The following is a 26,320-nucleotide window of genomic DNA, read 5'->3' on the forward strand; positions in this document are numbered from 1 at the left end:
TTCATGACAGGCCTGCAACTGACGTTGCCCGGGATGGCGCTGCCTGAGTTTGGCAGCGATCTGCTCGGGCGAGCACTTCAGTTCCAGCAGCGCCCTGACCTCGGCCCACAGGAGACCAGTGTGGTGGAGTTTGCGCGACGGCCAGGCTTCGCGGCGCACCCGTCTGGCCCGCTTGCCGGCGCGCTTTGCGTCATAGCCGCCAGCGATGCGGGGGCGACCCATGACGCATTGCCCGGCTTCGCTTTGCCACTCATTGCGGCGCAGCTCGCGCGAGATCGTGCTCGGCGCTCTGCCCAGTGCACTGGCAATCGAGCGCATGCTGCAGAACTGCAGCTTCATGGCCATCACCACGCCGCGCTCTTCAGCATTCAATTGTTGATAGGTTCTTGTCATGCAACTCCTCCGGATTCGTAGTGTTGCACTTGCGATTTGAATCCGCCGTGACTTTCTTTTTTGCCAGAAAAGAAAGTTACCCCCCGCCGGGAAGGCGCTCACCCCTCAATCCACAGAAGAAACCACCCAAAGCCCCAAGACTGAAAACAGAAAATGTTGACAGTTATTTTTATCAATCAAATGTGGATCCTCCGCACGACCCCATTACACTTTCAGCTACTTTTTCAATAGCAAACGAGCCGGCCTACCGAATCCGCAGCCACCGGTCCAGCGACAGTATTCCGGCACCGCGCCCTACCAGGTAAAGCAGCAGCCCAGCCCAGGACAGGTGCGTCGCCCACGCATCGGGATAGACAAACACCTGAATCACCAGCGTCATGCCCAGCAACGCCAGGGCCGACAGCCGGGTAAAGAGGCCCAGCACCAGCAGCACGGGAAACAGGTGCTCGGCGTAAGCGGCCGCATGCGCGGCGATCTCGACCGGCACCAGCGGCAGCCGGTATTCGTCCCGGAACAGCGAATAGGCGCTGTCGGTGACCGTCAGCCAGCCCTCGACCTTGGTGCGGCCGGACATGAAAAAGATGGCGGCAATGGCCACCCGGTTCACCAGCGCCAGCGCGTCATGCGGCACCAGGCGAGTGAGCCAGCCGGCCAGGCCGTGCCAGAGGCCGCGCAGCCCGGAAGATTCTGTGCTGGCAGCGTTGGCTGTCGTGGAAAAAGCGGGGTTCATGTCAGCTCCTTGTTGATCGGGGTCACAAACGTGCGCGCGCTGCAGAAAGCGCCGGCTTGCAGCAGCGCGGCCATCAGCCGCGCCAGGTCGCAGTCGGCCTGCCGGGCCAGCGCTTCATCAGCCGCCAGCGCAAGCGGCTGGCCGGCGGCACAGGCATCGAGAAATGCGCAGCCGCCCGCCTCCAGCGCGGTCCAGACGACAGCACCACCCGGCCGGGTCAGCAGCGCGCCCTCGCCGGTCCAGTCCAGCGCATCGCCACAGTCCATGCCTTCCGGGTCGCCATGCCGGTTGCGCTGCCACAGGGTGTAGACCGGCTGGCCGTCAAACCAGGCCCAGCGCGCGGCGGGGTGCGGCTGCAGCACCAGATCGCCCAGAAGCTCGGGCGGCAGGCCGGCCAGCGCCGAGGGCTCAAGCACCAGGGCATCGGCCGCCACATGCGCCTCGGTCCAGAAACGGTCGAGCCGGGCCACGCCGCTCAGGTAGGGCAAGTCCGCAGCCGGCGCGAAACCGGCCAAAAAGCCGGGAAAATCCGCGCCATACATCAGCAGTTGGGCATCGCCAGGCGGCCGGGCGCGCACATGCAGGGCGGCTGCGGCGCGAAACCAGTCCTCGCCGACCAGCCGCAACACCGCCGGATAGTTGGCCTGCAGGGCATCGATGCAGCCCTTAACGACCGTGTTGCGGTGCACCGCGAAGCCGGGCTGGTCCGCCAGGTCGCGCAGATGTCCGGGCACGGCGTCGGGCAGCGCCCACAACGCCTGGACAAAACCGTCCTGGAAGCGGGAGAGTTCGGTGCTCATGACGCCAGCGCCTCTATTTCGGGTTGCCTGCCCTGCAGCAGCGCATGCGCCTGCCGGCGTTCGGCCAGCAGTTCGGCAAAAGGCGGCAGCTGGTCGTCGCGCTCGATCAGCGTCGGGCGCGGTCCGATGCGCGCGATCAGGCTTTCATACAGCGCCCAGACCTCGGGCGCAACTGGCGCATCGTGCGAATCCACCAGCAGCGCCTGGCCCAGCACGGGGTCGGGCGTGTGGCCTGCCAGGTGGATCTCCATCACTGCGTCGCCGGGAAAGGCGTCGATATAGGCTTGGGCGCTAAACCCGAGGTTGCGGGCGCTGACATGCACATTGTTCACGTCCAGCAGCAGGCCGCAGCCGGTGCGGCGCGTGAGTTCCTGCAAAAAATCAATCTCGTCCCAGGCATGGCCTTGCAGGCGCAGGTAGTGGGACGGGTTTTCGATGGCGATGCGCCGCCCAAGGGCATCCTGGGTGCGGGCGATGTTGCCGGCCACGCGCCCCAAGGCCGCCTGCGTTCGGGCAAAGGGCAGCAGGTCGGGCAGGTAGCTGCCGCGCCAGGCCGACCAGGCCAGGTGCTCGGACACCAGCACCGGCTCGATGCGGTCAGCCAGCGCGGCCAGCCGCGCCAGGTGTGCCGCATCGGGTGGGGCATCGGCCGCCAGCGAGAGCGACACGCCGTGCAGCGACAACGGATGCCGGGACCGGATGGCGTCAAGCCAGGCCAGCCTCGGGCCACCGGCCACGGCATAGTTTTCCGGATGCACCTCGAACCACAGCCCGGCATCAAGGCAGGCCAGGGCCTCGTCGAAATGCGCGGGCTTGAGGCCCAGGCCGGCAGTGAGACGGACGGGGTTCATAGCGTGCTTCCTGGCTGCGCTCAGGCCTTGATCGCGCTCAGCGAGCCCATGCCCTTGGGCGTCTTGATGGTGGTGCAGGTGCCAGCGGGCACCTGTTTCCAGGCATTGCCCTGGTAGTCGGTCTTGGACGTGCCGGCGCAGGTGGTGCCGGGTCCGGCGGCGCAGTCGTTCTTGCCGGCCAGGGCAACGCCGAAGCATTTTTCCATGGCTGGCTTACCCTCCATGGGCTTGTCCTGGGCCATGGCGGCGCCAGAGGCGAGTGCGGCAAGGGCGAGTGTGGTCAGTGCGATTGAACGGGTGATCATGAAAGTGGCTCCAGTTGAAAACAAAGGGTTGCACAGGCAGGCAGTGCAAAGGGCACTGGCCTGCGGACCTGGCGGAAGGACTCCGCTACAGTCTGCCCAGTAGTTCGGCGCAACCCGGCCGCCGGTTACACGCCGGCAGATAATTTTTTAAAATATTTTTTTGACCCACGCTGTAACCCAAAGCCTTCATGGACCGAATACAAGAAAGAGACCGCCGGTTCACCGACACCGAAAACCGGTTGCGCGGCCTGATTCTGCAGGGCCTGGACGGCGATGCGGCGGCCTACCACCAGTTCCTGAAAGCATTGAGCGCGCATCTGCGGGCCTATTTCAGGAAGCGGCTTTTCGAGCGACCCGATGAAGTGGAAGACCTTGTGCAAGACACCCTGCTCGCGGTACACAACCAGCGGCACACCTACCGCGCCGACCAGCCCCTGACCGCCTGGGTGCATGCGGTGGCGCGCTACAAGCTGATCGACCTGCTGCGCGCCCGCGCATCTGGCGAGTCGCTGAACGTTCCGCTGGACGACGAGCTGGAGCTGTTCGCCGCGTCCGACACCGAGGCCAGGGAGGCAAAAAAAGACCTGGACACGCTGCTGGCCGGCCTGCCCGACCGGCAGCGCCTGCCCATCGTGCACGTCAAGCTCGAAGGCCTGTCCGTGGTCGAGGCGGCGCAGCTAACCGGCATGTCGGAATCGGCCATCAAGATCGGCGTACACCGGGGCCTGAAGGCGCTGGCCGCCAAAATCAGGGGAATTGCATGAAGACCGATGAACTTGTCAGCCTGCTGTCGGCAGGCGTCGCGCCGGTGCCGGCCAACACCGTCGGCCGGCGCTTTGCGCTGGCCATGGGCTGGGGCCTGCCAGGCGCGATGCTGCTGCTGGTCATGGTCCTGGGCATACGCCCTGGCCTGGCCGAAGAGGCCGGCACGCTGATGTTCTGGCTCAAGCCGGGCTTTGCGGCCGCGCTGGCGCTGGCCGGGCTGGTCGCCGCCGAGCGGCTGGCCCGCCCCGGCATGCGGCTGGGACGGGTAAATGCCGCGCTGGCCCTGCCGGTGCTGCTGCTGTGGCTGATCGCGGCGCTGGTGCTGGCGAATGCAGCGCCGGCACAGCGCGCCGCGCTGATTCTGGGCGAGACCTGGAAAAGCTGCCCCTTCAACATCGCGCTGCTTTCGCTGCCGCTGTTCGCGTCCACCCTGTGGGCGCTCAAGGGCCTGGCGCCGACACGCCTGGCGCTGGCCGGGGCCAGTGCCGGCCTGCTGTCCGGAGCGCTGGGCGCGCTGGTGTATTCGCTGCACTGCCCGGAATCGGCCGCGCCCTTTCTGGCGGTCTGGTACGTTCTGGGCATTGCGATTCCGACGCTGGCCGGCGCGCTGCTGGGGCCGCGCGTGCTGCGCTGGTAGGCAGCTGGCACCTCTCCATGGGCTTTGCATCCCATGGAGAGGGCCTGTCGCGCCGCTGGCCGTCGGGCCAAAGCTGTTTTACAAGCCAAACAGGCTTTTTACGCTTGCCTGACTTGCATCTACAGCTCTGCTTTTTATAGCAAATCCTGCCTGCCGCTTCAGTCCAGGCGGATATTGCTGGCGCGAATCACCTTGGCCCATTTCTCGCGCTCGCTCTTGGCATAGGCGGCCATCTGCGCCGGCGTGCTGGGAATCGCTTCCAGGCCCAGCGTCTGGAAGCGCGCCTTGACTTCGGTGGAGTCCAGCGCCGCCAGCAAGGCCTTGCTCAGCGCGTTCACTGCTTCGGGCGGCGTGGCGGCAGGCACCACCAGCCCTTGCCAGGCATAGGCTTCAAAACCCTTCATGCCTTGTTCGGCCAGCGTGGGCAGGGTGTTGAAGGTGGCGATTCGCTTCGGGCTGGCCACGCCGATCGGAATCAGCCGGCCGGACTGGATGTGCTGGTAGCCGCTGGCGGTGTCCACGAACATCATCGGCACCTGGCCGCCGATCACGTCCTGCACCGCCGGTGCGGCGCCCCGGTAGCCGACATGCACCATCTTGAGCCCGCTGATTTCGCGGAACAATTCGGTGGCCAGGTGGTGCGGGCTGCCGGCGCCCGGCGTGGCGTAGTTCACGCCATTGGGCTGTTTTTTCGCCCAGGCCAGGAACTCGGACAGGTTCTTCGCCGGCACGCTGGGATGGACCACCAGGATCATCGGGAAGCGCGCCATCAGGCCGACCGGCGCAAAGTCTTTCTCGACGTTGTAGCTGAGCCTGGAATACAGCGCCGGGTTGGCCGCCATAGTGGCCGTGTCGCCGGTCAGCATGACATAGCCGTCGGGCCTGGCCTTGGCGGCATAGTCGGCGCCAATGTTGGTGGCGGCGCCGGGCTTGTTGTTGATGACGATGGGCTGGCCCAGCGTCTGGCTCATGGGCAAGGACAGGATGCGGGCGACCACGTCCGAGCCGCCGCCTGCCGGGTAGGGAACGACCCATTCGATGGACTTGTCGGGATAGGCCGCAGCCGCCGCCAGCGGCAAGGCAAGCAGGGCGGCACTCATGCAGCGACGCAGGGTTTGGGGGTAGCGCATGGAAACTCCAGTGATGTCGGATCAAGAAAATCCGCACCGGTTCAGCGAAGGAAATGCGTCACCGGGCAGACAAAGCAGGCCGATCATAGAGACACATGGTTGCGCGCGCAACTAGGGTATTTACTCACCCATGAACGACCTTCAGCCGGGCGATGGCCGCATCGCGCAGGCCTCATTCCTCAGCGTCTGCGGCGCCCTCGACCGCCACCCGCGCGTGGGCGACCAGCCGGTCGAGCAGATGGTCCAGCTGCTCGCGCTCCGAGGCGTTCAGGCAGGAAACGATCTCGTCGTTGCGGCGCCCGATCACGCGCATCAGGCGCTCGCACACCGCCTCGCCCGCTGGCGCCAGGGTCAGCACGACGCCGCGCCCATCCGTGGCACTGGCCTGCTTGAGCACCAGGCCCTGATCGACCAGCGACTGGGCGGCGCGGCTGGCCTGGCCCTTGTCCAGGTTGGCGCGGTAGGCCAGGTCCTTGACCGACAGCGGGCTGAACGCGCCGATGGCCGCCAGGCAGCGCCCCTCGCTGAAGGGTATGCCGGCATCGACGACGTAAGCGGTCTGGGTGGCCCGGTCGGTGAGTTTGGACAGCGTGTGCAGCCGATGGGTGATCGTGCGTTCGAGAGGGACCGAATCAGTGGGGGAGGACATCACAGCGCCAGGCGTTCAAAAAAGTTGTTACCGAATCACTATACGTGAGGAGGCCATCGCCATCGTGCTTCGCCAGCGCATGCAACCGTCTGGCAGCCGTTTGAAACCACGCCACCACCAGGCGGGGTTGTATTTTGATCAGGGTAAATACTGACGAATTTTTGCCTGAAACCTTCAATAATAGTTGTGAACGCAACCAATTTACGCGATCAGCCTATCGAAGCCCCAGCATGCACCAACCCACCGCCGAAGCCCGTCCTTCCATTTACTACAACTACCAGGTGTTCAAGCCCTGGCTGCCTTCGGCGCATGCGGCGCGGGACCGCAAACAGGTGGTGATCGCCGGCTCCGGCCCGGCGGGCCTGGTGGCGGCGCTGGAACTGGCGCGCCTGGGCGTGCCCAGCGTGGTGCTGACGCCCGAGCTGCAGGTGTCGCAAGGCAGCCGCGCCATCGTGTTCACCCGCCGCTCGATGGAAATCCTGCAGCAAGTCGGCGTGGCCGGCCGCATGAGCGAAAACGGCCTGCCCTGGCGTTTCGGCAACTCCTACTACCGTGGCCAGCGCGTGTTCCGCATGGAAGCCCCGCACGACGCGGACGACCGCTTCTTTCCGATGCTCAACATCCAGCAGCAGTACCTGGAGGAATACCTAATTGACGCCTGCCAGGCCAGCCCGCTGATCGACCTGCGCTGGGGCAACAAGGTGGTCGGGGTCGAGCAGGCGCCCGGCCTGGCCCGCGTGACCATCGACACGCCCGAAGGCCCGTACACGCTGGAAACCGACTGGCTGGTGGCCGCCGACGGAGGCCGCTCCGAAATCCGCGCCGCCATGAAGCTGCAGATGGAAGGCGCGTCGTATGAAGGCCTGTTCGTGATCGCAGACATCCGGGTCGATCTGCCGCTGCCGACCGAGCGCCTGGCCTTTTTCGACCCCGAATGGAACCCCGGCAACACCATCCTGATGCACCGCGAGCCGCACGGCATCTGGCGCGTGGACTACCAGCTGCTGCCCGGCGAGACGCCCGAGGAAGCGCTCAGGCCCGAGTCGCTCAAGGCGCGCATCGACGCGCAGCTGGCCATGATCGGCCATGCCGGCGCGCCGTGGGAAATGGACTGGAACTCGGTCTATTCGGCGCGTACGCTGACGCTGCTAGATTATGTGCAAGGCCGCGTGGTCTTCACCGGCGACGCGGCGCACCTGCTGCCGATCTTCGGCGTGCGCGGCGCCAACACGGCTTTTCAGGACGCGCAGTCGCTGGCCTGGCACCTGGCCTTCGTGGTCAAGGGGCTGGCCAGCGAAAAGCTGCTGGCCAACCACAGCACCGAGCGTGTCGGCGCGGCGCGCGAGATCATCGACGAGGCCGGCAAGAGCACGCGCTTCATGGCACCGCCCAGCCCGGGTTTTCGCCTGCTGCGCGATGCCGTGCTGTCGCTGTCGCTGACCGAGGAATTCGTGCGGCCGCTCTACCACTGGCGCACCTCGCGTCCGCACGAGTACAGCGCCTCGATGCTCAACAGCCCGGGCGACGACAACGCGCTGTTCCGTTTCGGCCCGGCCCACGGCGCGCCGCCGCAAAACATTCGCCTGGCGCCTGACGACTTTTTGCTCGACCACCTGGGCGGCGGCTTTGACCTGCTGTACTTCACGCAGGCGGCGGCAATTCCCGAGCCTCTGCAGCAGGTGATTGCGGCCACCCGCGCCCGGGGCGTGCCGCTCCGGTTGACGGCCGTCGGTGCCGCCCAGCCCGTGGCCGGCGCCGACCTGACCCTGGCGGACGCCGACGGCCACTTCCGCCAGCGCTACGGCGTGCAGGCCAGCGGCGCCGCCTACCTGCTGCGGCCTGACCAGCATGTCTGCGCGCGCTGGCTGACGCTGGACGCCACGCGCCTGCAAGCCGCCTTCAACATCGCCCTGCCCCAGTGAACCGGAAAATTTCATGACAGCCAACAAAAATGCCCTGCCCCTTGCCGGCCTGGAAACCGTGTACGACGCCCTGGCGAGTGCCATTGACCAGGCCGGCCCTGGCAAGGCCGAACTGTTTTTGGTAAAACTGGCATTGCTCAATGCCAACGCACTGGCCGATGCCCGGCTGTTTGAAACCCATGTCCAGGCCGCGCTTCGCGACCTGTGACGCCTGTGCAAGCCTGTCCCCGCCTGACAACCCAACGTTTGAGGTCACCCATGAACATCCAGAAAATCCATCACGTCGCCTACCGCTGCAAGGACGCCAAGCAAACCGTCGAGTGGTACGGCAAGTACCTGGACATGAAATTCATTCTGGCGATTGCCGAGAACGAGGTGCCCTCGACCAAGGCGCCCGACCCGTACATGCATGTCTTTCTTGATGCCGGCAACGGCAACGTGCTGGCCTTTTTCGAGCTGCCGACCCAGCCGCCCATGGGCCGCGACCCCAACACCCCCGAATGGACCCAGCATCTGGCGCTGCAGGTCGAATCGCTCGACGCGCTGATGGACGCCAAGGCCAGGCTCGAAGCCGGCGGCATCTCGGTGCTGGGGCCGACGGACCACACCATCTTCAAATCCATCTATTTCTTTGACCCGAGCGGCCACCGCCTGGAACTGTGCGCCAACACCGGCACGCCGAAGATGGCCAGGATGCTCGACGAGGCCAAGTGGGACATGCTCAACGAGTGGGCCGTGACCAAGAAAGCCCCCCAGCATGCGCGCTGGATGCATGACGGCAGCTACGCCGGAGAATGATGCCCATGACGCTAATCAACGAAACCCTGAACGAAACGCACGAGCCGGCGCTGCGCAGCTGGGTCGCCTACGCCAATGCGGCGGGCAATGACTTTCCGATCCAGAACCTGCCGTTCGCGGTCTTTCGCCGCAAGGGCACGCTGGAGGCTTTTCGCGGCGGCGTCGCCATTGGCGACCAGATCCTGGACCTGGCTGCGGCGGCGGCAACCGACGTGTTCAGCGGCGAAGCCGCGCCTGCGGTGCATGCCGGCGCGCACGACAAGCTCAATGACCTGATGGCGCTGGGCCCGCCCTCGTGGCGCGCCTTGCGCCGGGCGCTGTCGCGCGCCCTGCGCGAAGGCGCGGCTGAACAGGCCGCGCTGGCCGCCTGCCTGGTGCCGCAGTCAGAGGCCGAATACGGCGTGCCGGCGCGCATCGGCGACTACACCGATTTTTATACCTCGGTACACCACGCCACCAACATCGGCCGGCAGTTCCGCCCCGACAACCCGCTGCTGCCCAACTACAAATGGGTGCCGATCGGCTACCACGGCCGGGCGTCGAGCATCGGCGTTTCGGGGCAGCGCTTTCACCGCCCCATGGGCCAGACGCTGCCGCCCGGCGCCACGCAGCCGGTCTTCGGCCCGAGCAAGCGGCTGGACATCGAGCTCGAACTCGGCATCTTCGTGGGCTCCGGCAATGCGCTGGGCGAATCGGTGCCGATGGCGCAGGCCGAAAACCATGTGTTCGGCCTGTGCCTGCTCAACGACTGGTCGGCGCGCGACATCCAGGCCTGGGAATACCAGCCGCTGGGGCCGTTCCTGTCGAAAAACTTCGCCACCACGATCTCGCCGTGGATCGTGACGCTGGAGGCCTTGGCTCCGTACCGCGTGCCGTTCACGCGGCCCGAAGGCGACCCGCAGCCCCTGCCCTACCTGGACTCCGAAACCAACCGCCAGCAAGGCTCGCTTGACATCGAGTTGCAGGTCGGCCTGCTCACGCCCCAAATGCGGGACGCCGGCCAGGGCGACGCCACCATCTGCCGCACCAGCTACCGCCACGCCTACTGGACCGTGGCGCAGATGGTGACGCACCACACCGTCAACGGCTGCAACCTGCAGCCCGGCGACCTGCTGGGCAGCGGAACGCTGTCGGGCCCGACGCTGGACCAGGCGGGCGCGCTGATCGAGCTGACCACTGGCGGCAAGCACCCGCTGCTGCTCCCCAATGGCGAAAACCGCACCTACCTGCAAGACGGCGACGCCGTCGTGATTCGCGGCTGGTGCGAAAAGGCCGGCGCCGCGCGCATCGGCTTTGGCCAATGCCTGGGAACCGTGCTGCCAGTGCGCGCCTAGTGTCGCGTCAGGCGCAAAGTGTCGGGAGATCGCGTCGCCAGCGGCGTGCAGCGCAAGGCGCAGACCGCAGCCAGGGCTGAAGCCCTGGCAAGGGCTGCAACGCGGCGATGCGCGGCGATGGCCAGCGAGAACCGGCAGTTTGCGCCTGACGCGACACTAGACTGCGGTAGGATGCGGCCGGCATCCCAATGCCGGCCGCCGCAAACCGCCCTTTACCTCGCCAGATGTTTCAAGCCAACCTGTTCATGAACAAAAACATGTTCCAGCGCACGTCCAGCCTGCACCAATAGCTCTCTTTTTGATAGTAGATACCTGCGCCACGGAGAACCTGCCCATGACGCCCGCACTCACCAGACGCCTGGCCTGCACCGCCTGCCTGCGCCCGCAAAGCGCCTGCATCTGCCAATGGGTTACCCCGGTCATGCATGCGGTCGAGGTGCTGATCCTGCAGCATCCGCTGGAAGTGAGCAACCCCAAGGGCAGCGCGCGCCTGCTGCACCTGAGCCTGCCGGGCAGCCGGCTGGTGACGGGCGAAGTGTTCGACCTGCCCGCCCTGCTGGCCGAGGCGGGCGGCGCGAAGCACAACCTCCTGCTGTATCCGGAGACGCCGCAAAACCAGCCGCCGGGCATCAAGCCCCGACAGCTTGCGCCGGGCGCGCTGGACGACCCCGCCCGGCTGCGGCTGGTCGTTCTGGACGGCACCTGGCGCAAGAGCCGCAAGATGCTGTACGCCAACCCGCTGCTGCAGCAGCTGCCGCGCCTGGCGTTGCAGGAGGTGGGCGCTTCGCACTACCTGATCCGCAAGGCGCACCGTCCCGACCAGCTTTCCACCCTGGAGGCGACCTGCGCCGCGCTGGCCCAGCTGCATGGCGGCGCTGAACCACTCCAGCCATTGCTCGCCGCCTTCGATGGCTTTGTCGCCCGGCAGATGCGCTACCGGACCCTGCGCGGCACCGGCGGCCGGTGTACGCCAGAATATTGAAGAAATAAGGCTTTTGCGCTTTACTGTAAAGCGTAGTTTGCTATTTTTTCAATAGCAAACCAAGCCAGCCCGTGGTGATCTGCGTCTGGCAGCCAGAGCGTAAAACCGGCCGCGCAGCGCCCGAGCCGAAAATTGCTTTGCCGTCGCGGATTCAGGCAGCAGGTGGGAATTCTTGCTTAAAAACGTTATTTTTCCGTTTGTCAATAGTCCATTTGTGAGAGTTTATTAGTCCGTTCATGAGATTGACGAATTTTGCTGTTATCGCAAACACTTAAGCCAATCAACAAATCTTCACGAATTGACCAAAAACGTAATGCACCGACCCGCAACTCCAGGCAACACGATGAACGCAATGGATATGGCAACGACCTGCCTGGCAGCAACCCGGACCGCTCCGCGCCCTCTCGGGAGCCGTCAATGAACACTGAAAAAATGAAACCAAATATTGTCTTCCTGGTGATGTCGGCGGTGGGCAAGCCAGAAACGGTCGATCAGTTGGCGCGTTCCCTGGCGCCGCACACGGTGCTGGTGCATCACGATTTTTCCCAGACACCGGACTTTGTGCTGACCGCGCCAAACGCCCGGTTCGTCCCGAACCCCAAGCGCACCGGCTGGGCGTTCTTTGGCTTTGTCGACGGGATTTTCCATTCGATGAAATACGCGCTGGCCAACCTGGAGTTTGACTACCTGCAACTGCTCAGCCCGAGCTGCCTGCCGATCAAGCCCATGGAAGCTTTCGAGGCACACATCTCGGGGCGCGAGGAGGCCCATTTCGACTGCATCGACCTGTTTGCCGACCAGGACGCGCTGATGTCGGTCGGCTTCAGGGCCCTGACGCCTGAAAAATCGTTGCGCCACCGGGTCGTCCGGCGCCTGGGCGATGCCTATTTTGGCGCGTCGAGCGGCCGGCGCGACGTGGCCGGCATCTGGCTGCACAGCGGCGGCAAAAAAAGCATTCTGGCGCTGATTGCGCTGGGTACGTTCAAGGCGCTCAGCCGGCCATCGATCGGGCAGCATATTTTCGACGAGAAATTCAAGCCTTATTACGGCTCGACCTGGTTCGGCGCCAGTCGCCACGTCGTGGCCGCCATGCTGGAAAAATTCATGCACCCCGGCGTGCGCGACTATTTCAGCCAGCTTTGCATTGCCGACGAGTTCCTGATTCCGACGCTCTTGATGCATGTCGCGCCCGCCAAGGGCCCGATGAACCATTTCATCCAGCGATTCGACCAAGCGCACCCCGGAAGGATCGAGGATGAGGACATGGAGCAGCTCAAGACCGTTCCCGCCTTCTTTGCCCGCAAGTTTCCCGATGATCCGGCGGCGCAGATTCGCATTCGGGTGCTGGCCGAACTGGCAGGCAGCGGCCCGCTTGCGCAGAGCCCTGGAACGGCAAGCGGAAAGCCGCGGGACAGCAACGCTTTAGCGCCCGGCGCCACGGCGTTGGCTAACGCAGGCCAGCCGGCAGACGGCAATTATCTGGCCGGATTTTTTGGGCAGGGCAAGGTTGCGCAGTAGGAGAAAGCTACTCCGTGCGCATGGAACAACATCAATAAAAGGGAAATCAACATGCAGGCAATGATTCTGGCCGGCGGACTGGGAACGCGCATCAGCGAGGAAAGCGCCGTCCGCCCCAAACCGATGGTCGAGATTGGCGGCAGGCCGATCATCTGGCACATCATGAAGATGTATATGGCCCACGGCGTGAGCGACTTCGTGATCTGCTGCGGCTACAAGGGCCACCTGATCAAGCAGTTTTTCCGCGACTACGCCATGGACGGCGCGGACATCACCTTTGACATGCGCGACAGCACCACGACCATGCTGCGCACCTCGACCGAGCCGTGGAAGGTCACGCTGGTCGATACCGGGCTGGACACGATGACCGGCGGGCGCATCAGGCGCGCGGCGCGCTATCTTGAGGACGGGCCGTTTTGCTGCACCTACGGCGACGGCGTCAGCGACGTGGACATCACCAGGCTGATCGCCTTCCACCGTGAGCAGGGCGTGCTGGCCACCGTCACGGCGGTGCAGCCGCCCGGCCGCTTCGGCGCCTTCAACCTGCATGCCGACAACGCGCTGGTGCCGAGCTTTAAGGAAAAGCCGGGCGGCGACGGCGCCTGGATCAACGGCGGCTTTTTCGTGCTCGACCGCACGGTGGTCGAGATGATTGAAGGCGACGACACCATCTGGGAGCGCGGCCCCATGGAGCACCTGGCCGCCAACCACCAGATGGCCGCCTTTCGCCACGAAGGCTTCTGGCAGCCGATGGACACGCTGCGCGACAAGCAGACGCTGGAATCGCTCTGGGCTTCGGACAAGGCGCCCTGGAAAACCTGGTGAGCGCAGGCGCCTGAATTTTTTTCACATCTGTTTTTTCAAGGTAACCCCATGATTTTTACCAAGACTGCGCTGCCTGGAGCGACCATCGTCGATATGGAGCGGCGCGAGGACGCACGCGGCTATTTTGGCCGCACCTACTGCGAGCGCGAGTTCGAGGCCAACGGCCTGCCGACCCGCATGGTGCAGACCAACATGTCGCTGACACGCCGGGCGGGCACCCTGCGCGGCATGCATTACCAGATGGCGCCGCATGCCGAGGACAAGCTGGTGCGCTGCGTGCAGGGCGCGATCTGGGACGCGATTGTCGACATCCGCCCCGAGTCGCCCACCTTCTGCCAGTGGATCGGCGTGGAGCTGAGCGAAGCCAATGGCCGCATGCTGCTGGTGCCCAAGGGCTTTGCCCATGGCTTTGTCACCTTGAGCGACGACGCGGCCGTGACCTACCAGGTGTCGGCTTTCTACACACCACAGTCTGAACGTGGCGCCCGCCATGACGACCCGGCATTCGGAATCAACTGGCCGGTGCCGGTGATCGACATGTCGGACAAGGACCGCAACTGGCCCGCCTTTGTGGCCGAAGGAGTCGCAGCATGATCATCATTGACACCGCCCTGCAGCAGCGGGCACGCGAAGGACGGCCGATCCGCGTCGGATTGATCGGCGCCGGCTTCATGGCGCGCGGCGTGGCGCTGCAAATCGCCCTGTCGGTGCCGGGCATGCGCGTGGCCGCCATTGCCAACCGCACGCTCGAAGGCGCCCGGCGCGCCTACCGCGAGGCCGATGTCTCGGGCGTTCGCGTCGTCGAAACCGTCACGCAGCTGGAGCGGGCCATCGAGTCCGGCGTGCCGGCCATCACCGAGGACGCGATGCTGCTGTGCCGCGCCGCCGGCATCGACGCAATCATCGAAGTCACCGGCACCATCGAGCATGCCGCCCGGGTGACGCTCGAAGCCATTGCCCACCGCAAGCATGTGGTGCTGATGAATGCCGAAATCGATGGCACCATCGGCCCGATCCTGAAAACCTACGCCGACCGCGCCGGCGTGGTGCTGACCACCGCCGACGGCGACCAGCCGGGCGTGATGATGAATCTGTACCGCTTTGTCCGCGGCATCGGCGTCAAGCCGGTGATGTGCGGCAACATCAAGGGCCTGCACGACCCCTACCGCAACCCGACCACGCAGGAAGGCTTTGCCCGGCAGTGGGGACAGAACCCGGCCATGGTCACGTCCTTCGCCGACGGCACCAAGATTTCGTTCGAGAACGCCATCGTCGCCAACGGCACCGGCATGCGCGTCGGCCAACGCGGCATGTTCGGCCCCACCGTCCCTAACGGCACACCGATCCAGGAGGTCGGCGAGCGCTACCCGCTCGAAGCGATGCTGGAAGGCCCGGGCATCGTGGACTACGTCGTCGGCGCCATGCCGGGCCCAGGCGTGTTCGTGCTGGGCACGCACGACCATCCGCAGCAAAAGCATTATTTGTCGCTCTACAAGCTCGGCAACGGACCGCTCTACTGCTTCTACACGCCCTACCACCTGTGCCATTTCGAGGTGCCCAACACCGTCGCGCGCGCCGTGCTGTTCCAGGACGCGGCGCTGGCCCCGCTGGGCGCGCCCTGCGTCGAGGTGCTGGCCACCGCCAAGATCGACCTGAAGGCGGGCGATTCCATCGATGGCCTGGGCGGCTACATGACCTACGGCCTGGCTGAAAACGCCGATATCGCCCGGGCCGAGAACCTGCTGCCCATCGGCCTGGCCGAAGGCTGCACCCTGAAGCGCGACGTACCCAAGGACGCGCTGCTGACCTTCGACGATGTCGAACTGCCGCAAAACCGTTTGTGCGACCAGCTCTGGCGCGAACAGATGGCGCGCTTTTTTCCCGAACATTCAAAAACCACTTCAGGAGTCAACTAAATGAAACTGCTCGTCACTGGCGTCGAAGGCTATATCGGCTGCCTGCTCGCCCCTTTCCTTCAAGCACGCGGCCATGAAATCGTCGGACTGGACACCGGCTACTACCGCGACGGCTGGCTGTTCAGCGACAGCAAGCTGGTGCCCGGCTTCCCGCGCACCATCAACCGCGACATCCGCAACATCCAGGCTGAAGATCTTCAGGGCATTGACGCGGTCGTGCATCTGGCCGAGCTGTCGAACGATCCGCTGGGCGAGAACGTTCCGGAACTGACCTTCCAGATCAACCACCAGGCGTCGGTGCGGCTGGCCGAACTCGCCAAGGCGGCCGGCGCCAAACGTTTTGTCTACACCTCGTCATGCAGCGTCTATGGCGTGGCCAACGGCGACGAGCCGATGACCGAGCTGTCGCCGACCAATCCGCAAACCGCCTATGCCAAGTGCAAGACGCTGGTCGAGCGCGACGTGATGGCGCTGGCATCCAGCGACTTTTCGCCGACCTTCCTGCGCAACGCGACGGCTTATGGCGCCTCGCCGCGCATGCGTTTTGACATCGTGCTGAACAACCTGTGCGGTATTGCCGCGACCACCGGCAAGATCGCCATGACCAGCGACGGCACGCCGTGGCGGCCGCTGGTGCATGTGCTCGACATCTGCCAGGCCGTGGCCAGCGCCCTGGAAGCGCCGCAGGATGCGATCCACAACGAGATCTTCAACGTCGGCCATGACGAAGACAACTACCAGGTGCGCGAAATCGCGCAGATCGTGGCCAACGTCTATCCGGGCTGCGAACTGAGTTTTGGCGACTCCAGCGCCGACAACCGCAGCTACCGCGTCAGCTTTGCCAAGATCCATGAAAAGCTGCACGGCTTTCACTGCGCCTGGGACGCACGCAAGGGCGCGCAGCAACTCCACGACGTGTACGAACGCATCGGAATCGACGCAGCCACCTTCAGTGCGCGGCCCTTCACCCGGCTCAAGCAGCTCAAGTACCTGAGCGCGACGGGACAGATCGACGACCGCTTTTTCTGGAACTATTGAAAGCAGATACTTTTCTGGCCAGCGCCTGATAGTGGGTAACCAGCCTGTTCAATAGTTTGAACAGGCTGGTGGCACTTGAGTCGGAAGAAAATATTGCACCCTGCCGACCTGGCCAAGCGCGCCGCGCAATCCCGGTGAAAGCTACCAGACCTCCAGCCTCAAGCGATCACCCACCTGGCCAAATGCCTTGTCACGACTTACCAGGGTGGCATCGACCGCGACCGCATGGGCCGCGATCATCATGTCAAAGTCGCTCAGATTGATGCCTTGGGCTTCGAGCGTGCTGCAAAACTCGCCGTAGCAAGTGGCCACCCGCTCATCCCATGGCAGCACGTCCATGCGCAGCAACACCTGGGCCAGGGCATTTTTCAGGCGTACGGGCTGCCCTTTGCGGTGCAAGCCGTATTCCAGTTCCGCCAAGGTCACGCTCGACATCACGACCTGCCCCACGGACAGTTGCGTCAAGCGCGCCAGCAACTGGGCATCGCGCCCCTGCATGATGTGGCTGACCACGTTGGTATCGAGCATGTAGCGTTGACTCACTCCTGCCAGCCTTCAAACGGATCGCGCCGCGCATGGGCCTGGCGGCGTTCGATCAGCAGGTCATCGTCCTTGTTTTGAGCCACCACGTCGAGCAAGCCTTGCCAATCGGCCGGCTTGCGCGAAAGCACCACATCGCCCGTGGCGGGGTCGCGGCGGATGAAGACTTCGGAAACATCAAAGCGGAACTCCAGCGGCAAGCGCACCGCCTGGCTACGGCCGGTGGCGAATATTTTGGCGGTTTGGTGCATTCAGGGGTTTCCTTTTAGTTGACGGTACATCTCATGGTATGCATCAACATGTATGACTGTCAACTGGTGTTCCATACGAATAGGATCAGCCAGAAATTTGTCTGCTTAAAGTGCCTGAATCCATCACGCTGGAAAAGGGCTGCGCCGCGCTGATTCAGCTACAAAGGCAGCGTTGAGCGGTTTGCGCCTTTGATGATGGCGTTTAACGAGTTTGTAGGGAGGCGGCTAAGCGTGCAACAGGACGGCACTGGAAAACCCAGATGAATGGAGTGCTGCGCCAAGCGGTGGAGCGCAAGCGGCTGCAGGTAACACAGACGCCTGCAAAACCGGGTCGTCGGTTATTCTTTGCAACATCAATCATCCAGGAGCGCTCTTGAAGACGATCGGCCTTATCGGCGGCATGAGTTGGGAATCGACTGTGACTTATTACCGTCAGATCAACGAATCGGTTAAGGAGCACCTGGGCGGCCTTCACTCCGCCAAGCTGGTCCTTTACAGCGTTGATTTCCATGAGGTAGAACGTCTTCAGCATGCAGGAGACTGGGTGGCCGCAGGAGAATTACTTTCCACTGCAGCGCGTTCACTTCAATCAGCGGGCGCAGACTTTTTGGTTCTTTGCACCAACACCATGCACAAGGTAGCGCCTGCCATTGAGGCTGCTGTTCAAATTCCGTTGTTTCACATCGCTGATCCAACAGCCGACGCTATCAGGCAAGCTGGATTTGAAACCGTGGGTTTGATTGGCACGCGGTTTACCATGGAACAAGATTTTTACCGCGAGCGACTGCAACAGCGGCATGGACTGCAAGTGCTGATACCGATGCCACAAGATCGTGAACACGTTCACAGGATCATTTACGACGAGCTGTGTCTGGGAAAAATCATTCCGGAGTCGCTCGCGGTGTATCAAAGAGTGATCGCCGAGCTTGCGACCCGAGGTGCGCAAGCCATCATCCTGGGTTGTACAGAAATATCGCTCCTCGTCAGCCAGCAGGACTCCAGGATTCCGTTGTTTGACACCACGAGCATTCACGCCCGCAAGGCAGCGCAATGGGCGCTGTCTGACAGTTGACGCTTCGCAGCGCGCATTGATCTACCGGCTCAATGCCGCGTTCCTGGCTGGAATTTATGACGCCGTCAGGCCTCAAAATGAGCACCCTGCTGAACTGTCTTCCTCCGGGCTCACACCATCTCCGCCTCAATCCACCCGCGCAGGCTGTTCAAAAACGCCCAGCCCCGAACGCGCGGCACATCGTCCACCCGAACCACTGCCTCGACCAGCCTGCCCTCGCGTAGCGCCAGCGCCCGACCGATGCCGGGCAGCAGCCCGCAGGCCAGCGGCGGCGTGACCCAGCGGCCATCGAGTTGCATCGCCACGTTGCCGCGCGTGCATTCGGTGATTTCGCCTTCCGCATTCCAGAGCACGGTGTCGAACACGCCGGGCGCGATGGGCGTGAAGGCGTCGTAATGCGCGCGGTGCGTGGTCTTGAAGCGCACGAACTCGCCGTGAGCTTCCAGCAAGGGACGGTCGGCCATTTGCAGGCGAACCTGATCAGGTGATGCGTCCATGGCGAAGGCTTCAGCGCGTGGCCGACCCTGCGCATTGAGCAGCAGGCGCACGCGCCACAGGCCTTGCGTATGCGCTTGCGCCAGTTGGTGCAGGCTGTTTTCGACTTGGTCCACATTCCACGCGTAGCCGAAATGCGCGGCGGCGCCGGCCAGTCGCTGCAGGTGCTCGTCGGCATGGCGCAGCCGGCCGCCCTCCAGCGCCAGGGTTTCCAGCAGGTCGAAAGGCATGCTGGCCCGCTCCAGAAATTGTCGTTTGTTGCGCCATTCCTGCCATTCGGCATCCGGTTCGGCGCCCGAGGTGATGCCGCTGCCAATGCCGCAGCGCAATGCGCCGCCTTGCACGGTGACAGTGCGGATAGGCACATTGAAAGTGGCGTGGATGCCCTGCCCCGACTGGCCCGGCCGCACCACGCCGATGGCGCCGCAGTACACGCTGCGCGGCCCGGCTTCGAGCGTGCGGATCATCTGCATGGCGCGCACCTTGGGCGCGCCGGTGACCGAGCCGCATGGAAACAGCGCGCCGAACACGTCGGCCAGCGTGGTACCGGCGCGGGTTCTGGCCTGCACGTCTGAAGTCATCTGCCACACGCTGGGCAGCGCCTCGGTGTGGAACAGACGCGGCACCCGCACGCTGAAGGGCTCGGCGATGCGCGAGATGTCGTTGCGCAGCAAGTCCACGATCATGACGTTTTCGGCGCGCTCCTTGGGTGAGGCGCGCAGGGCGTCTGCCTGCGCGGTGTCGTCTTGCGGCGTGGCGCCGCGCGCGGCCGTGCCCTTCATGGGCCGGGCCAGGATGCTGCCGTCCCGCCAGTCGAAAAACAGTTCGGGCGACACCGACAGCAGCTGTTCATCGCCGGTGTCGATGAAGGCCGCGTAGCCGCCCGGCTGGGCGCGCTGCAGGGCGGCGAACAGGGCTGGCGCCGCACCCGCCTCGGGCTCGCCAAGCCACTCGCCCAACAGCGGCGCGGTCAGGTTCACCTGGTACAGCTCGCCGGCGGCAATGGCTTGCTGGATGTGCGCCATAGCCGCGTCAAACGCCGGGCGCGGGCAAGTGTCAAGCCATTCGACGCGGGCGGCTGCGGCGCTGTCGTCTTCAGGCCAGGGCAAGGGAAAGGGCGCGTCATGCACGGCAAACCAGGCCAGCGGGCCGTCGGCGGGATGCACGGCCAGCGCGGCGTCAAAAGCCGGGGCGGCTTCATAGCGCACATAGCCGACGCACCAGCGTCCCTGCTCCGCAGCGGCCTGAACGGCATCGAGCACGGCGCGCACTTCGTGCGGTTCATGCGCCACCAGTACGGCGCGCGGCATGCCGAAGGCATGGCGCAGGCGCGGCGCGGCGCTGTCCTGCGGATCGGAAAAGTCGATGCGTGCGGAAATATTAGTCAAATCAGCCTTTTCCGCACGTCAGGCGGTCATAAGCAGCTATCAAAAAAGGAGTTTTTCAAGTTGCAAGCACCGCTGGCCCCTCACCCCTGCCCTCTCCCAGAGGGAGAGGGAGTAAAACCGGATGGCGAGCAGTTGTTTCAGCCTTAAGCCGCGCCGATATGGGGCACCAGCCCGGCCGTGGGCTGGCCGTTCCTGAGCGCCGCCGTGAAGGCCAGCATGCGGTCAATCGGCAGGCGCGCGCGCAGGCCCAGGGCCGGGTCGATGTGGACTTCGTTCGCGCCGGTTTCCAGCACCTGCGCCAGCCCGGCTAGAGAGTTCATCGCCATCCACGGGCAATGCGCGCAGCTTTTGCAGGTGGCGCTGTTGCCGGCTGTGGGCGCTTCGATGAAGACCTTGCCGGGGTTGAGCGTGCGCAGCTTGTGCATCATGCCGTTGTCGGTGGCGACGATGAACTCGAGCGCGTCCATATCTCGCGCGGCCTTCAAAATGGCCGAGGTCGAGCCGACCGCGTCGGCCAGCGCCACCACATCGGCGGGCGACTCCGGGTGTACCAGCACCTTGGCCAGCGGGTGTTCCTTCATCAGCGCCTGCAATTCAAAGGCCTTGAACTCGTCATGCACGATGCACGCGCCGTTCCACATCACCATGTCGGCTCCTGTCTCGCGCTGGATATAGCCGCCCAGGTGCCGGTCGGGCGCCCAGAGGATTTTCTGGCCCTGCGCTTTCAATGCGCGAACAATGTCCAGCGCGCAGCTCGACGTGACGACCCAGTCGGCCCGCGCCTTGACGGCCGCACTGGTGTTGGCATAAACCACCACGGCGCGGTCGGGATGCGCGTCGCAAAAGGCGCTGAATTCATCAATCGGGCAGCCCAGGTCGAGCGAACACGTCGCGTCCAGGTCGGGCATCAGCACGCGCTTTTCGGGCGACAAAATCTTGGCGGTCTCGCCCATGAAGCGCACGCCCGACACCACCAGCGTCTGCGCGGCGTGGTCGCGGCCGAAGCGCGCCATTTCGAGCGAGTCCGAGACGATGCCGCCGGTTTCCTCGGCCAGGTCCTGCAGGTCTGGATGCACGTAGTAGTGCGACACCATGACGGCGTTTTTGGCTTTGAGCAGGCTGCGGATGCGGTCTTTCAGCGCGGCGCGCTCGGGCTGGGAAGGCTCGACCGGCACGCGCGCCCAGGCGTGGTGCGTCGAGCAGGCGCCGGCGCCGGGCGTCAAGGGTTGCTCGTAATCGACGTCAATGCGGGACAAAACGGCACTCATGAATTTCCTCCTTGCGGCGCGGCAAAGCGCATCGAAAAATCTATGGCCTGAACGTCTTTCGTCAAGGTGCCGATGGAGATGCGGTCCACGCCGGTCTCGGCCAGTTCACGCAGGCCGGCCAGCGTGACGCCGCCTGAAATCTCCAGCACCGCCCGGCCGGCGTTGATGCGCACGGCTTCGCGCAGCGTGGGCAAATCCATGTTGTCGAGCAGCACCATCGTGGCGCCAGCGTCCAGCGCCTCGTGCAGTTGCGCCAGCGTTTCCACCTCGATCTCGACAAAATCGGCCCGTGCGGCAATTTTGGCGGCCTGCTGCAGTACCTGTGCAATACCGCCGGCAGCGGCAATGTGGTTTTCCTTGATCAGCACCGCGTCGTACAGGCCGAAGCGGTGGTTGGTGCCGCCACCGGTCAGCACGGCGTATTTTTGCGCCAGGCGCAAACCCGGCAGCGTCTTGCGGGTATCGACGATGCGCGCTTTCGTGCCTTCGACTTGCAGGGCATAAGTGGCGGTCTTGGTCGCCACGGCGCTCAGCAGTTGCAGAAAATTCAGCGCCGTGCGCTCGGCTGACAGCAGCGCCCTGGCCTGGCCGCGCATCTCGACCACCACCTGGCCGGCCTCACAGCGCTCGCCGTCGCGCACATGCCAGAGCACCGAAACCTCCGGGTCCAGTTGCCTGAGCGCCGTGTCGAACCAGGCGCTGCCGCACAGCACCGCGCTTTCACGCGCCAGCACATGGGCGCGTGCCTGGGCGGCCGGGTCGATCAGCGCGGCGGTCAGGTCGCCCTCGCCCACATCTTCGGCCAGCGCCCGCATCACATCGGATCGGGCCAGCAAGGCCAGCGCCTCAGGATTGAAATCAAACGACTTTTTCATAAACCACCGAGCCTGAAAATGCACCATGCAGTGCCCTTAAACTACCGGGGCTGTCGCGCCGGACCGGCCCAAATGTTAACGCGCCGGCAAACCCGTGCCTGCCGCGCCGCCCGGCCCGCAGCCAAAGCCCTTTTTCTTGAACCTACTTTTTTTGCCAGCCCATGTTCAGAACCCTGCTCAAATCGAAAATCCACCGCGCTAGCGTGACCCACTGCGAGCTGAACTACGAAGGCTCGTGCGCCATCGACGAAGACCTGCTCGACGCCGCCAACCTGGGCGAAAACGAGCAGGTCCACATCTGGAACATCAACAACGGCGAGCGCTTCATCACCTACGCCATCCGGGCCGAACGCGGCAGCCGCATCATCTCGGTCAACGGCTCGGCGGCGCGGCGCGCGGCCGTGGGCGACCTGGTCATCATTGCTGCTTTTGCGCAGGTGGAAGAACAGGAAGTGGCCGGCTTTGCGCCCAAGCTGGTGTTTGTCAACCCGGACAACCGCATCAAGGAAGAGCGCTCGACGATTCCGGTGCAGATGGCTTGATTCAGCCGCTCACCTTGAAGCCCCCGATGGACAACCTGACCATGATCCAGCGCAGCCTGCGCCATGTGTGGCACCCGTGTACGCAAATGAAGCTGCACGAGTCGCAGCCCCCGGTGCCGATTGCCCGGGCCGAAGGCGTGTGGCTGTACGACTTCGAGGGCAAGCGTTACCTTGACGGCATCAGCTCCTGGTGGGTCAACCTGTTTGGTCACAACCATCCGCACATCAAGGCCGCACTGCTTGACCAGCTGGACAGGCTCGACCACGTCATGCTGGCCGGCTTCACGCATCAGCCGGTGGTGGAACTGTCCGAGCGGCTGGCCGCACTGACCGGCCTGGGCCATGCGTTTTACGGCAGCGACGGCGCCAGCGCCACCGAGATTGCCCTGAAGATGAGCGCGCATTACTGGCGCAACACCGGCCGGCCCGAAAAATGCCGCTTCATCGGGCTGGCGGGCGGCTACCACGGCGAAACCGTGGGTGCGCTGGCAGTGACCGACATCGCTATCTTCCGCGAAGCCTATGCGCCCTTGGTGCGGCTGGCCGCCACCGTGCCCAGCCCCGATGTACGCGGCGCGCTAGACGGCGAAAGCGCCGCCGACGTGGCCCGGCGCGCCGCCGCTGGACTGCAAAGCTGGCTGGCGCAGCACCATGCGCAGACCGCCGCGCTGATTCTGGAGCCGATGGTGCAGTGCGCCGCCGGCATGGCGATGTACGACGCCAGCTATTTGCGCGAGGCGCGCGCCTTGTGCGACCGCTACGAGGTGCACCTGATCGCCGACGAAATTGCCACCGGCTTTGGCCGCACCGGAACGATGTTCGCGCACCAGCAGGCAGGCATCAAGCCCGACTTCATCTGCCTGTCCAAGGGGCTGACCGGCGGCACCCTGCCGCTGTCGGCGGTGCTGACCACAGACACCGTGTACGACGCGTTTTATGACGACGACGTGGCCCGGGGGTTTTTGCATTCGCACTCCTACACCGGCAACCCGCTGGCCTGCCGCGCCGCACTGGCCACGCTCGAATTGTTCGTACAAACCAACGTGCTGGCCCGCAACGCCGAACTGGCGCAGCTGCTCGACCAGGCGTTTGCGCCGCTGACACGGCACCCGTCGGTTCGCAACGCCCGCCGGCTGGGCATGATCTGGGCCTGGGATATTGACGAGACAGCCTCGGGTGCTGCGCCGCTGCCCCACTTTGCGCACCGCTACGCCCGGCACGCCCTGGCGCACGGGGTGGTGTTGCGCCCGATTGGCAACACGCTGTATGCCATGCCGCCCTACGCAATGGATGCCGAGACCGCCGCGCACCTGGCGCACGGCGCATTGGCGGCGCTTGAGGCCACACTGGCCGAAATATGACCCACACAACGACATTCGCACCCCAGGCACTTTCCCTTTTTATTACCGGCACCGACACCGGCGTGGGCAAAACGCTGGTCAGCGCCGCCTTGCTGCACGCGCTGGCGCGCTACCACTCGCGTGTGGTCGGCATGAAGCCGGTGGCGGCAGGCACTGAACTCATCGACGGCGTGGCCGCCAACGACGATGTGCTGGCGCTGCGCGCCGCGTCCAGCTGCCGCGTGCCGCCCGAACTCGACAACCCGGTGCTGCTGCCCGACCCGGTATCGCCGCACATCGCTGCCGCCCGCGCCGGCGTGCGCATTGCTATCCCCCATCTGGTCGCCTGCCACCGCGCGCTGGCGCAGCTGGCGGACGCCGTGGTGGTTGAAGGCGCAGGCGGTTTTCAGGTGCCGCTGTCAGCGACTGAAACCGGGGCCGACCTGGCGCAGGCACTGGGCCTGCCGGTAGTGCTGGTGGTTGGTTTGCGCCTAGGCTGCCTGAACCATGCGCTGCTGACGGCCGAATCCATTCGCGCGCGTGGCTTGACGCTGGCCGGCTGGGTCGCCAATCACGTTGATCCGGCCATGCTGGCGCAGCAAGACAACATCGATTTTTTGCAGCAACGGCTCCAGGCGCCGCTGCTGGCCAGCATTCCCCACCAGTGCGCCCCTGACCCGCGCGCTTTTCCCCTTCACCTTCCACCGGCATGGCAATGACCACTTCCTGGCTTGACGAATTCCCGGCCCGCATGGCGGAAATGGACCAGGCCCACCTGCGCCGCCAGCGCCGCGTGGTCACGCCCGACAGCGGCGCCCGCCTGACGGTGAACGGCCAAAACATGCTGGCGTTTTGCAGCAACGACTACCTCGGCCTGGCCACGCACCCGGCGCTGGTGCAGGCGGCGTGTGCCGGCGCGCAGGCCTATGGCGTGGGATCGGGCGGCTCGCCGCTGGTCAGCGGCCACAGCGCCGCCAATGCGGCGCTGGAGCATGAACTGGCCGCCTTCGTCGGCTTGAGCCGCGCGCTCTACTTTTACGCCGGCTACGCCACCAACACCGGCATTATTCCGGCGCTGGTGGGCGCAGGCGACGCGATTTTTTCAGATGCGCTGAACCATGCCTGCCTGATTGACGGCGCGCGGCTGTCGCGCGCCCAGGTTCACCGCTACGCACACGCCGACCTGGCCGCGCTGGAGCGCGAACTGGCGCAGAGCAGCGCCCCGCGCAAGCTGGTCATCACGGACGCGGTGTTCAGCATGGACGGCGACAGCGCCGACATTGCCGGCCTGCTGGCGCTGTGCGAACGCCATGACGCTCTGCTGCTGCTGGACGATGCCCACGGCTTTGGCGTGCTCGGCCCGCAGGGGCGCGGCAGCCTGGCTGCCGCCGGGCTGACCGGCCCCCAGGCGTCCCGCCGCGTGCTCTACATGGCCACGCTGGGCAAGGCCGCCGGCGTGGCGGGCGCCTTTGTGGCGGGCGACGACGCGCTGGTGGAATGGCTGCTGCAAAAAACCCGCAGCTATATTTTTGCCACCGCTGCACCGGCGATGCTGGCCAGCGCCCTGCGCGCCAGCCTCAAGCTGATCGAGCAGGAAGACTGGCGGCGCACGCATTTGCATCGCCTGATTGCGCGGCTGCGCAGCGGCTTGAGGGCCGGCCTGCAGGGCAGCGCCTGGCAGCTGTCAGACTCAAAAACCGCCATTCAGCCGCTGCTGATTGGCCGCAACGACGACGCGCTGGCGGTGATGGAAGGCCTGCGCCTGCGCGGCATCTGGGTGCCCGCGATTCGTCCGCCCACCGTGCCCGAGGGCACGGCCCGCCTGCGCGTTGCGCTTTCGGCCGCCCATACCGACGCCGACATCGACCTGTTGATTGACGCCCTAACCGCGCTGGCCAGGGCCTTGCGCTGAGCCAACGCCCGGCACCCGCTCAGCTAGACTCCCCTCCAATTTTC

29 protein-coding genes are annotated in these 26,320 nt (G+C 64.8%); 17 read left to right on the forward strand and 12 right to left on the reverse strand.

Annotated elements, in window-relative coordinates:
- The 5 genes from EC86_RS26115 to EC86_RS0111605 all read right to left on the reverse strand — a co-directional run.
- Positions 1–393: helix-turn-helix domain-containing protein (locus EC86_RS26115; RefSeq protein ID WP_198026783.1), on the reverse strand; the 393-nt coding region annotated here is incomplete at its 3' end.
- Positions 394–637: 244 nt separating this feature from the next.
- Positions 638–1,123, reverse strand: a complete 486-nt coding sequence (locus tag EC86_RS0111590) for a DoxX family protein (protein WP_029525791.1) — start codon at positions 1,121–1,123, stop codon at positions 638–640.
- Positions 1,120–1,923, reverse strand: a complete 804-nt coding sequence (locus EC86_RS0111595) for an HvfC/BufC family peptide modification chaperone (protein WP_029525792.1) — start codon at positions 1,921–1,923, stop codon at positions 1,120–1,122. Before EC86_RS0111595 ends, EC86_RS0111590 begins: the two co-directional genes overlap by 4 nt.
- Entirely contained in the window at positions 1,920–2,774 is an 855-nt protein-coding gene (bufB, locus tag EC86_RS0111600) for an MNIO family bufferin maturase (RefSeq protein ID WP_029525793.1), read from the reverse strand. Before bufB ends, EC86_RS0111595 begins: the two co-directional genes overlap by 4 nt.
- A 20-nt stretch (positions 2,775–2,794) precedes the next feature.
- Positions 2,795–3,079, reverse strand: a complete 285-nt coding sequence (locus tag EC86_RS0111605) for a BufA1 family periplasmic bufferin-type metallophore (RefSeq protein ID WP_029525794.1) — start codon at positions 3,077–3,079, stop codon at positions 2,795–2,797.
- A 188-nt stretch (positions 3,080–3,267) separates the two neighbouring features.
- On the opposite strand from EC86_RS0111605, the gene EC86_RS0111610 reads away from it, so the two are divergent.
- Complete coding sequence (locus EC86_RS0111610; RefSeq protein ID WP_029525795.1) at positions 3,268–3,843, forward strand: sigma-70 family RNA polymerase sigma factor; 576 nt, start codon at positions 3,268–3,270, stop codon at positions 3,841–3,843.
- Positions 3,840–4,481, forward strand: a complete 642-nt coding sequence (locus EC86_RS0111615; protein ID WP_029525796.1) for a DUF1109 domain-containing protein — start codon at positions 3,840–3,842, stop codon at positions 4,479–4,481. The genes EC86_RS0111610 and EC86_RS0111615 overlap by 4 nt, the downstream gene beginning before the upstream one ends.
- 158 nt (positions 4,482–4,639) lie before the next feature.
- Here the strand turns inward: EC86_RS0111615 and EC86_RS0111620 are convergent, their stop codons facing one another.
- Together EC86_RS0111620 and EC86_RS0111625 are read right to left on the reverse strand one after the other, a co-directional pair.
- Positions 4,640–5,611: a Bug family tripartite tricarboxylate transporter substrate binding protein gene (locus EC86_RS0111620; protein WP_029525797.1), complete on the reverse strand. Its 972-nt coding sequence runs from the start codon at positions 5,609–5,611 to the stop codon at positions 4,640–4,642.
- 172 nt (positions 5,612–5,783) lie between these two features.
- A complete protein-coding gene (locus EC86_RS0111625; RefSeq protein ID WP_029525798.1) occupies positions 5,784–6,260 on the reverse strand; it encodes a MarR family winged helix-turn-helix transcriptional regulator in 477 nt (158 codons plus the stop codon).
- 230 nt (positions 6,261–6,490) lie between these two features.
- Here EC86_RS0111625 and EC86_RS0111630 point away from each other — a divergent pair, with 230 nt between their 5' ends.
- The 10 genes from EC86_RS0111630 to EC86_RS0111680 all read left to right on the forward strand — a co-directional run bounded on the left by EC86_RS0111630 (position 6,491) and on the right by EC86_RS0111680 (position 16,593).
- Entirely contained in the window at positions 6,491–8,182 is a 1,692-nt protein-coding gene (locus tag EC86_RS0111630) for an FAD-dependent monooxygenase (protein WP_029525799.1), read from the forward strand.
- 13 nt (positions 8,183–8,195) lie between these two features.
- Positions 8,196–8,390, forward strand: a complete 195-nt coding sequence (locus tag EC86_RS0111635; protein WP_029525800.1) for a hypothetical protein — start codon at positions 8,196–8,198, stop codon at positions 8,388–8,390.
- Between the two features lie 50 nt (positions 8,391–8,440).
- A complete protein-coding gene (locus EC86_RS0111640; RefSeq protein ID WP_029525801.1) occupies positions 8,441–8,980 on the forward strand; it encodes a VOC family protein in 540 nt (179 codons plus the stop codon).
- 5 nt (positions 8,981–8,985) lie between these two features.
- On the forward strand, positions 8,986–10,314 hold the full coding sequence (fahA, locus tag EC86_RS0111645; RefSeq protein WP_029525802.1) for a fumarylacetoacetase: 1,329 nt from the start codon (positions 8,986–8,988) through the stop codon (positions 10,312–10,314).
- A gap of 334 nt (positions 10,315–10,648) precedes the next feature.
- Positions 10,649–11,296 carry a tRNA-uridine aminocarboxypropyltransferase gene (locus tag EC86_RS0111655; RefSeq protein WP_036772143.1) on the forward strand — a complete coding sequence of 216 codons (648 nt, stop codon included), beginning with the start codon at positions 10,649–10,651 and terminating at the stop codon, positions 11,294–11,296.
- A 432-nt stretch (positions 11,297–11,728) separates the two neighbouring features.
- Entirely contained in the window at positions 11,729–12,814 is a 1,086-nt protein-coding gene (locus EC86_RS0111660; RefSeq protein ID WP_156955304.1) for a hypothetical protein, read from the forward strand.
- A gap of 51 nt (positions 12,815–12,865) precedes the next feature.
- Positions 12,866–13,639 carry a glucose-1-phosphate cytidylyltransferase gene (gene rfbF / locus EC86_RS0111665; protein WP_029525805.1) on the forward strand — a complete coding sequence of 258 codons (774 nt, stop codon included), beginning with the start codon at positions 12,866–12,868 and terminating at the stop codon, positions 13,637–13,639.
- A gap of 48 nt (positions 13,640–13,687) precedes the next feature.
- Positions 13,688–14,233: a dTDP-4-dehydrorhamnose 3,5-epimerase gene (gene rfbC, locus EC86_RS0111670; RefSeq protein WP_029525806.1), complete on the forward strand. Its 546-nt coding sequence runs from the start codon at positions 13,688–13,690 to the stop codon at positions 14,231–14,233.
- Positions 14,230–15,555 carry an NAD(P)H-dependent oxidoreductase gene (locus tag EC86_RS0111675; protein WP_029525807.1) on the forward strand — a complete coding sequence of 442 codons (1,326 nt, stop codon included), beginning with the start codon at positions 14,230–14,232 and terminating at the stop codon, positions 15,553–15,555. Before rfbC ends, EC86_RS0111675 begins: the two co-directional genes overlap by 4 nt.
- Complete coding sequence (locus EC86_RS0111680) at positions 15,556–16,593, forward strand: NAD-dependent epimerase/dehydratase family protein (protein ID WP_029525808.1); 1,038 nt, start codon at positions 15,556–15,558, stop codon at positions 16,591–16,593. It begins immediately after the preceding gene.
- A gap of 141 nt (positions 16,594–16,734) precedes the next feature.
- Here the strand turns inward: EC86_RS0111680 and EC86_RS0111685 are convergent, their stop codons facing one another.
- Both EC86_RS0111685 and EC86_RS0111690 read right to left on the reverse strand, forming a co-directional pair.
- Entirely contained in the window at positions 16,735–17,136 is a 402-nt protein-coding gene (locus EC86_RS0111685) for a type II toxin-antitoxin system VapC family toxin (RefSeq protein ID WP_232229869.1), read from the reverse strand.
- A complete protein-coding gene (locus tag EC86_RS0111690) occupies positions 17,133–17,384 on the reverse strand; it encodes an antitoxin (protein ID WP_029525810.1) in 252 nt (83 codons plus the stop codon). Before EC86_RS0111690 ends, EC86_RS0111685 begins: the two co-directional genes overlap by 4 nt.
- 373 nt (positions 17,385–17,757) lie before the next feature.
- Between EC86_RS0111690 and EC86_RS0111695 the strand changes: the two genes are divergently transcribed.
- Positions 17,758–18,456 (forward strand): aspartate/glutamate racemase family protein, encoded by a 699-nt coding sequence (locus tag EC86_RS0111695; RefSeq protein ID WP_029525811.1) that lies wholly within the window; start codon positions 17,758–17,760, stop codon positions 18,454–18,456.
- Positions 18,457–18,566: 110 nt separating this feature from the next.
- On the opposite strand, the gene pabB is transcribed toward EC86_RS0111695, so the two are convergent.
- The 3 genes from pabB to nadC all read right to left on the reverse strand — a co-directional run bounded on the left by pabB (position 18,567) and on the right by nadC (position 22,482).
- Positions 18,567–20,339 (reverse strand): aminodeoxychorismate synthase component I, encoded by a 1,773-nt coding sequence (pabB, locus tag EC86_RS0111700; RefSeq protein ID WP_029525812.1) that lies wholly within the window; start codon positions 20,337–20,339, stop codon positions 18,567–18,569.
- A 143-nt stretch (positions 20,340–20,482) separates the two neighbouring features.
- Positions 20,483–21,607, reverse strand: a complete 1,125-nt coding sequence (nadA, locus tag EC86_RS0111705; RefSeq protein ID WP_029525813.1) for a quinolinate synthase NadA — start codon at positions 21,605–21,607, stop codon at positions 20,483–20,485.
- On the reverse strand, positions 21,604–22,482 hold the full coding sequence (gene nadC / locus EC86_RS0111710; protein WP_029525814.1) for a carboxylating nicotinate-nucleotide diphosphorylase: 879 nt from the start codon (positions 22,480–22,482) through the stop codon (positions 21,604–21,606). Before nadC ends, nadA begins: the two co-directional genes overlap by 4 nt.
- A gap of 161 nt (positions 22,483–22,643) precedes the next feature.
- Here nadC and panD point away from each other — a divergent pair, with 161 nt between their 5' ends.
- The 4 genes from panD to bioF are packed head-to-tail and all read left to right on the forward strand — an operon-like array spanning position 22,644 to position 26,276.
- On the forward strand, positions 22,644–23,024 hold the full coding sequence (gene panD / locus EC86_RS0111715; protein ID WP_029525815.1) for an aspartate 1-decarboxylase: 381 nt from the start codon (positions 22,644–22,646) through the stop codon (positions 23,022–23,024).
- Positions 23,025–23,050: 26 nt separating this feature from the next.
- Positions 23,051–24,385, forward strand: coding sequence for an adenosylmethionine--8-amino-7-oxononanoate transaminase (gene bioA / locus EC86_RS0111720; RefSeq protein WP_029525816.1), 1,335 nt, complete (start codon positions 23,051–23,053; stop codon positions 24,383–24,385).
- Positions 24,382–25,083 (forward strand): dethiobiotin synthase, encoded by a 702-nt coding sequence (gene bioD / locus EC86_RS0111725; protein ID WP_051675869.1) that lies wholly within the window; start codon positions 24,382–24,384, stop codon positions 25,081–25,083. The genes bioA and bioD overlap by 4 nt, the downstream gene beginning before the upstream one ends.
- On the forward strand, positions 25,080–26,276 hold the full coding sequence (gene bioF, locus EC86_RS0111730) for an 8-amino-7-oxononanoate synthase (protein WP_029525818.1): 1,197 nt from the start codon (positions 25,080–25,082) through the stop codon (positions 26,274–26,276). The genes bioD and bioF overlap by 4 nt, the downstream gene beginning before the upstream one ends.
- Positions 26,277–26,320 lie beyond the last annotated feature (44 nt).

It is taken from the genome of Polaromonas glacialis (assembly GCF_000709345.1).
Taxonomy (GTDB): Bacteria; Pseudomonadota; Gammaproteobacteria; order Burkholderiales; family Burkholderiaceae_C; genus Polaromonas; species Polaromonas glacialis.

What these genes read in the sequence shown, in the direction of transcription:
- EC86_RS0111590 (WP_029525791.1), bottom strand. Translation starts at nt 1,123, where the DNA reads ATGAACCCCGCTTTTTCCACGACAGCCAACGCTGCCAGCACAGAATCT.
- EC86_RS0111595 (WP_029525792.1), bottom strand. Translation starts at nt 1,923, where the DNA reads ATGAGCACCGAACTCTCCCGCTTCCAGGACGGTTTTGTCCAGGCGTTG.
- bufB (WP_029525793.1), bottom strand. Translation starts at nt 2,774, where the DNA reads ATGAACCCCGTCCGTCTCACTGCCGGCCTGGGCCTCAAGCCCGCGCAT.
- EC86_RS0111605 (WP_029525794.1), bottom strand. Translation starts at nt 3,079, where the DNA reads ATGATCACCCGTTCAATCGCACTGACCACACTCGCCCTTGCCGCACTC.
- EC86_RS0111610 (WP_029525795.1), top strand. Translation starts at nt 3,268, where the DNA reads ATGGACCGAATACAAGAAAGAGACCGCCGGTTCACCGACACCGAAAAC.
- EC86_RS0111615 (WP_029525796.1), top strand. Translation starts at nt 3,840, where the DNA reads ATGAAGACCGATGAACTTGTCAGCCTGCTGTCGGCAGGCGTCGCGCCG.
- EC86_RS0111620 (WP_029525797.1), bottom strand. Translation starts at nt 5,611, where the DNA reads ATGCGCTACCCCCAAACCCTGCGTCGCTGCATGAGTGCCGCCCTGCTT.
- EC86_RS0111625 (WP_029525798.1), bottom strand. Translation starts at nt 6,260, where the DNA reads ATGTCCTCCCCCACTGATTCGGTCCCTCTCGAACGCACGATCACCCAT.
- EC86_RS0111630 (WP_029525799.1), top strand. Translation starts at nt 6,491, where the DNA reads ATGCACCAACCCACCGCCGAAGCCCGTCCTTCCATTTACTACAACTAC.
- EC86_RS0111635 (WP_029525800.1), top strand. Translation starts at nt 8,196, where the DNA reads ATGACAGCCAACAAAAATGCCCTGCCCCTTGCCGGCCTGGAAACCGTG.
- EC86_RS0111640 (WP_029525801.1), top strand. Translation starts at nt 8,441, where the DNA reads ATGAACATCCAGAAAATCCATCACGTCGCCTACCGCTGCAAGGACGCC.
- fahA (WP_029525802.1), top strand. Translation starts at nt 8,986, where the DNA reads ATGACGCTAATCAACGAAACCCTGAACGAAACGCACGAGCCGGCGCTG.
- EC86_RS0111655 (WP_036772143.1), top strand. Translation starts at nt 10,649, where the DNA reads ATGACGCCCGCACTCACCAGACGCCTGGCCTGCACCGCCTGCCTGCGC.
- EC86_RS0111660 (WP_156955304.1), top strand. Translation starts at nt 11,729, where the DNA reads ATGAAACCAAATATTGTCTTCCTGGTGATGTCGGCGGTGGGCAAGCCA.
- rfbF (WP_029525805.1), top strand. Translation starts at nt 12,866, where the DNA reads ATGCAGGCAATGATTCTGGCCGGCGGACTGGGAACGCGCATCAGCGAG.
- rfbC (WP_029525806.1), top strand. Translation starts at nt 13,688, where the DNA reads ATGATTTTTACCAAGACTGCGCTGCCTGGAGCGACCATCGTCGATATG.
- EC86_RS0111675 (WP_029525807.1), top strand. Translation starts at nt 14,230, where the DNA reads ATGATCATCATTGACACCGCCCTGCAGCAGCGGGCACGCGAAGGACGG.
- EC86_RS0111680 (WP_029525808.1), top strand. Translation starts at nt 15,556, where the DNA reads ATGAAACTGCTCGTCACTGGCGTCGAAGGCTATATCGGCTGCCTGCTC.
- EC86_RS0111690 (WP_029525810.1), bottom strand. Translation starts at nt 17,384, where the DNA reads ATGCACCAAACCGCCAAAATATTCGCCACCGGCCGTAGCCAGGCGGTG.
- nadA (WP_029525813.1), bottom strand. Translation starts at nt 21,607, where the DNA reads ATGAGTGCCGTTTTGTCCCGCATTGACGTCGATTACGAGCAACCCTTG.
- nadC (WP_029525814.1), bottom strand. Translation starts at nt 22,482, where the DNA reads ATGAAAAAGTCGTTTGATTTCAATCCTGAGGCGCTGGCCTTGCTGGCC.
- panD (WP_029525815.1), top strand. Translation starts at nt 22,644, where the DNA reads ATGTTCAGAACCCTGCTCAAATCGAAAATCCACCGCGCTAGCGTGACC.
- bioA (WP_029525816.1), top strand. Translation starts at nt 23,051, where the DNA reads ATGGACAACCTGACCATGATCCAGCGCAGCCTGCGCCATGTGTGGCAC.
- bioD (WP_051675869.1), top strand. Translation starts at nt 24,382, where the DNA reads ATGACCCACACAACGACATTCGCACCCCAGGCACTTTCCCTTTTTATT.
- bioF (WP_029525818.1), top strand. Translation starts at nt 25,080, where the DNA reads ATGACCACTTCCTGGCTTGACGAATTCCCGGCCCGCATGGCGGAAATG.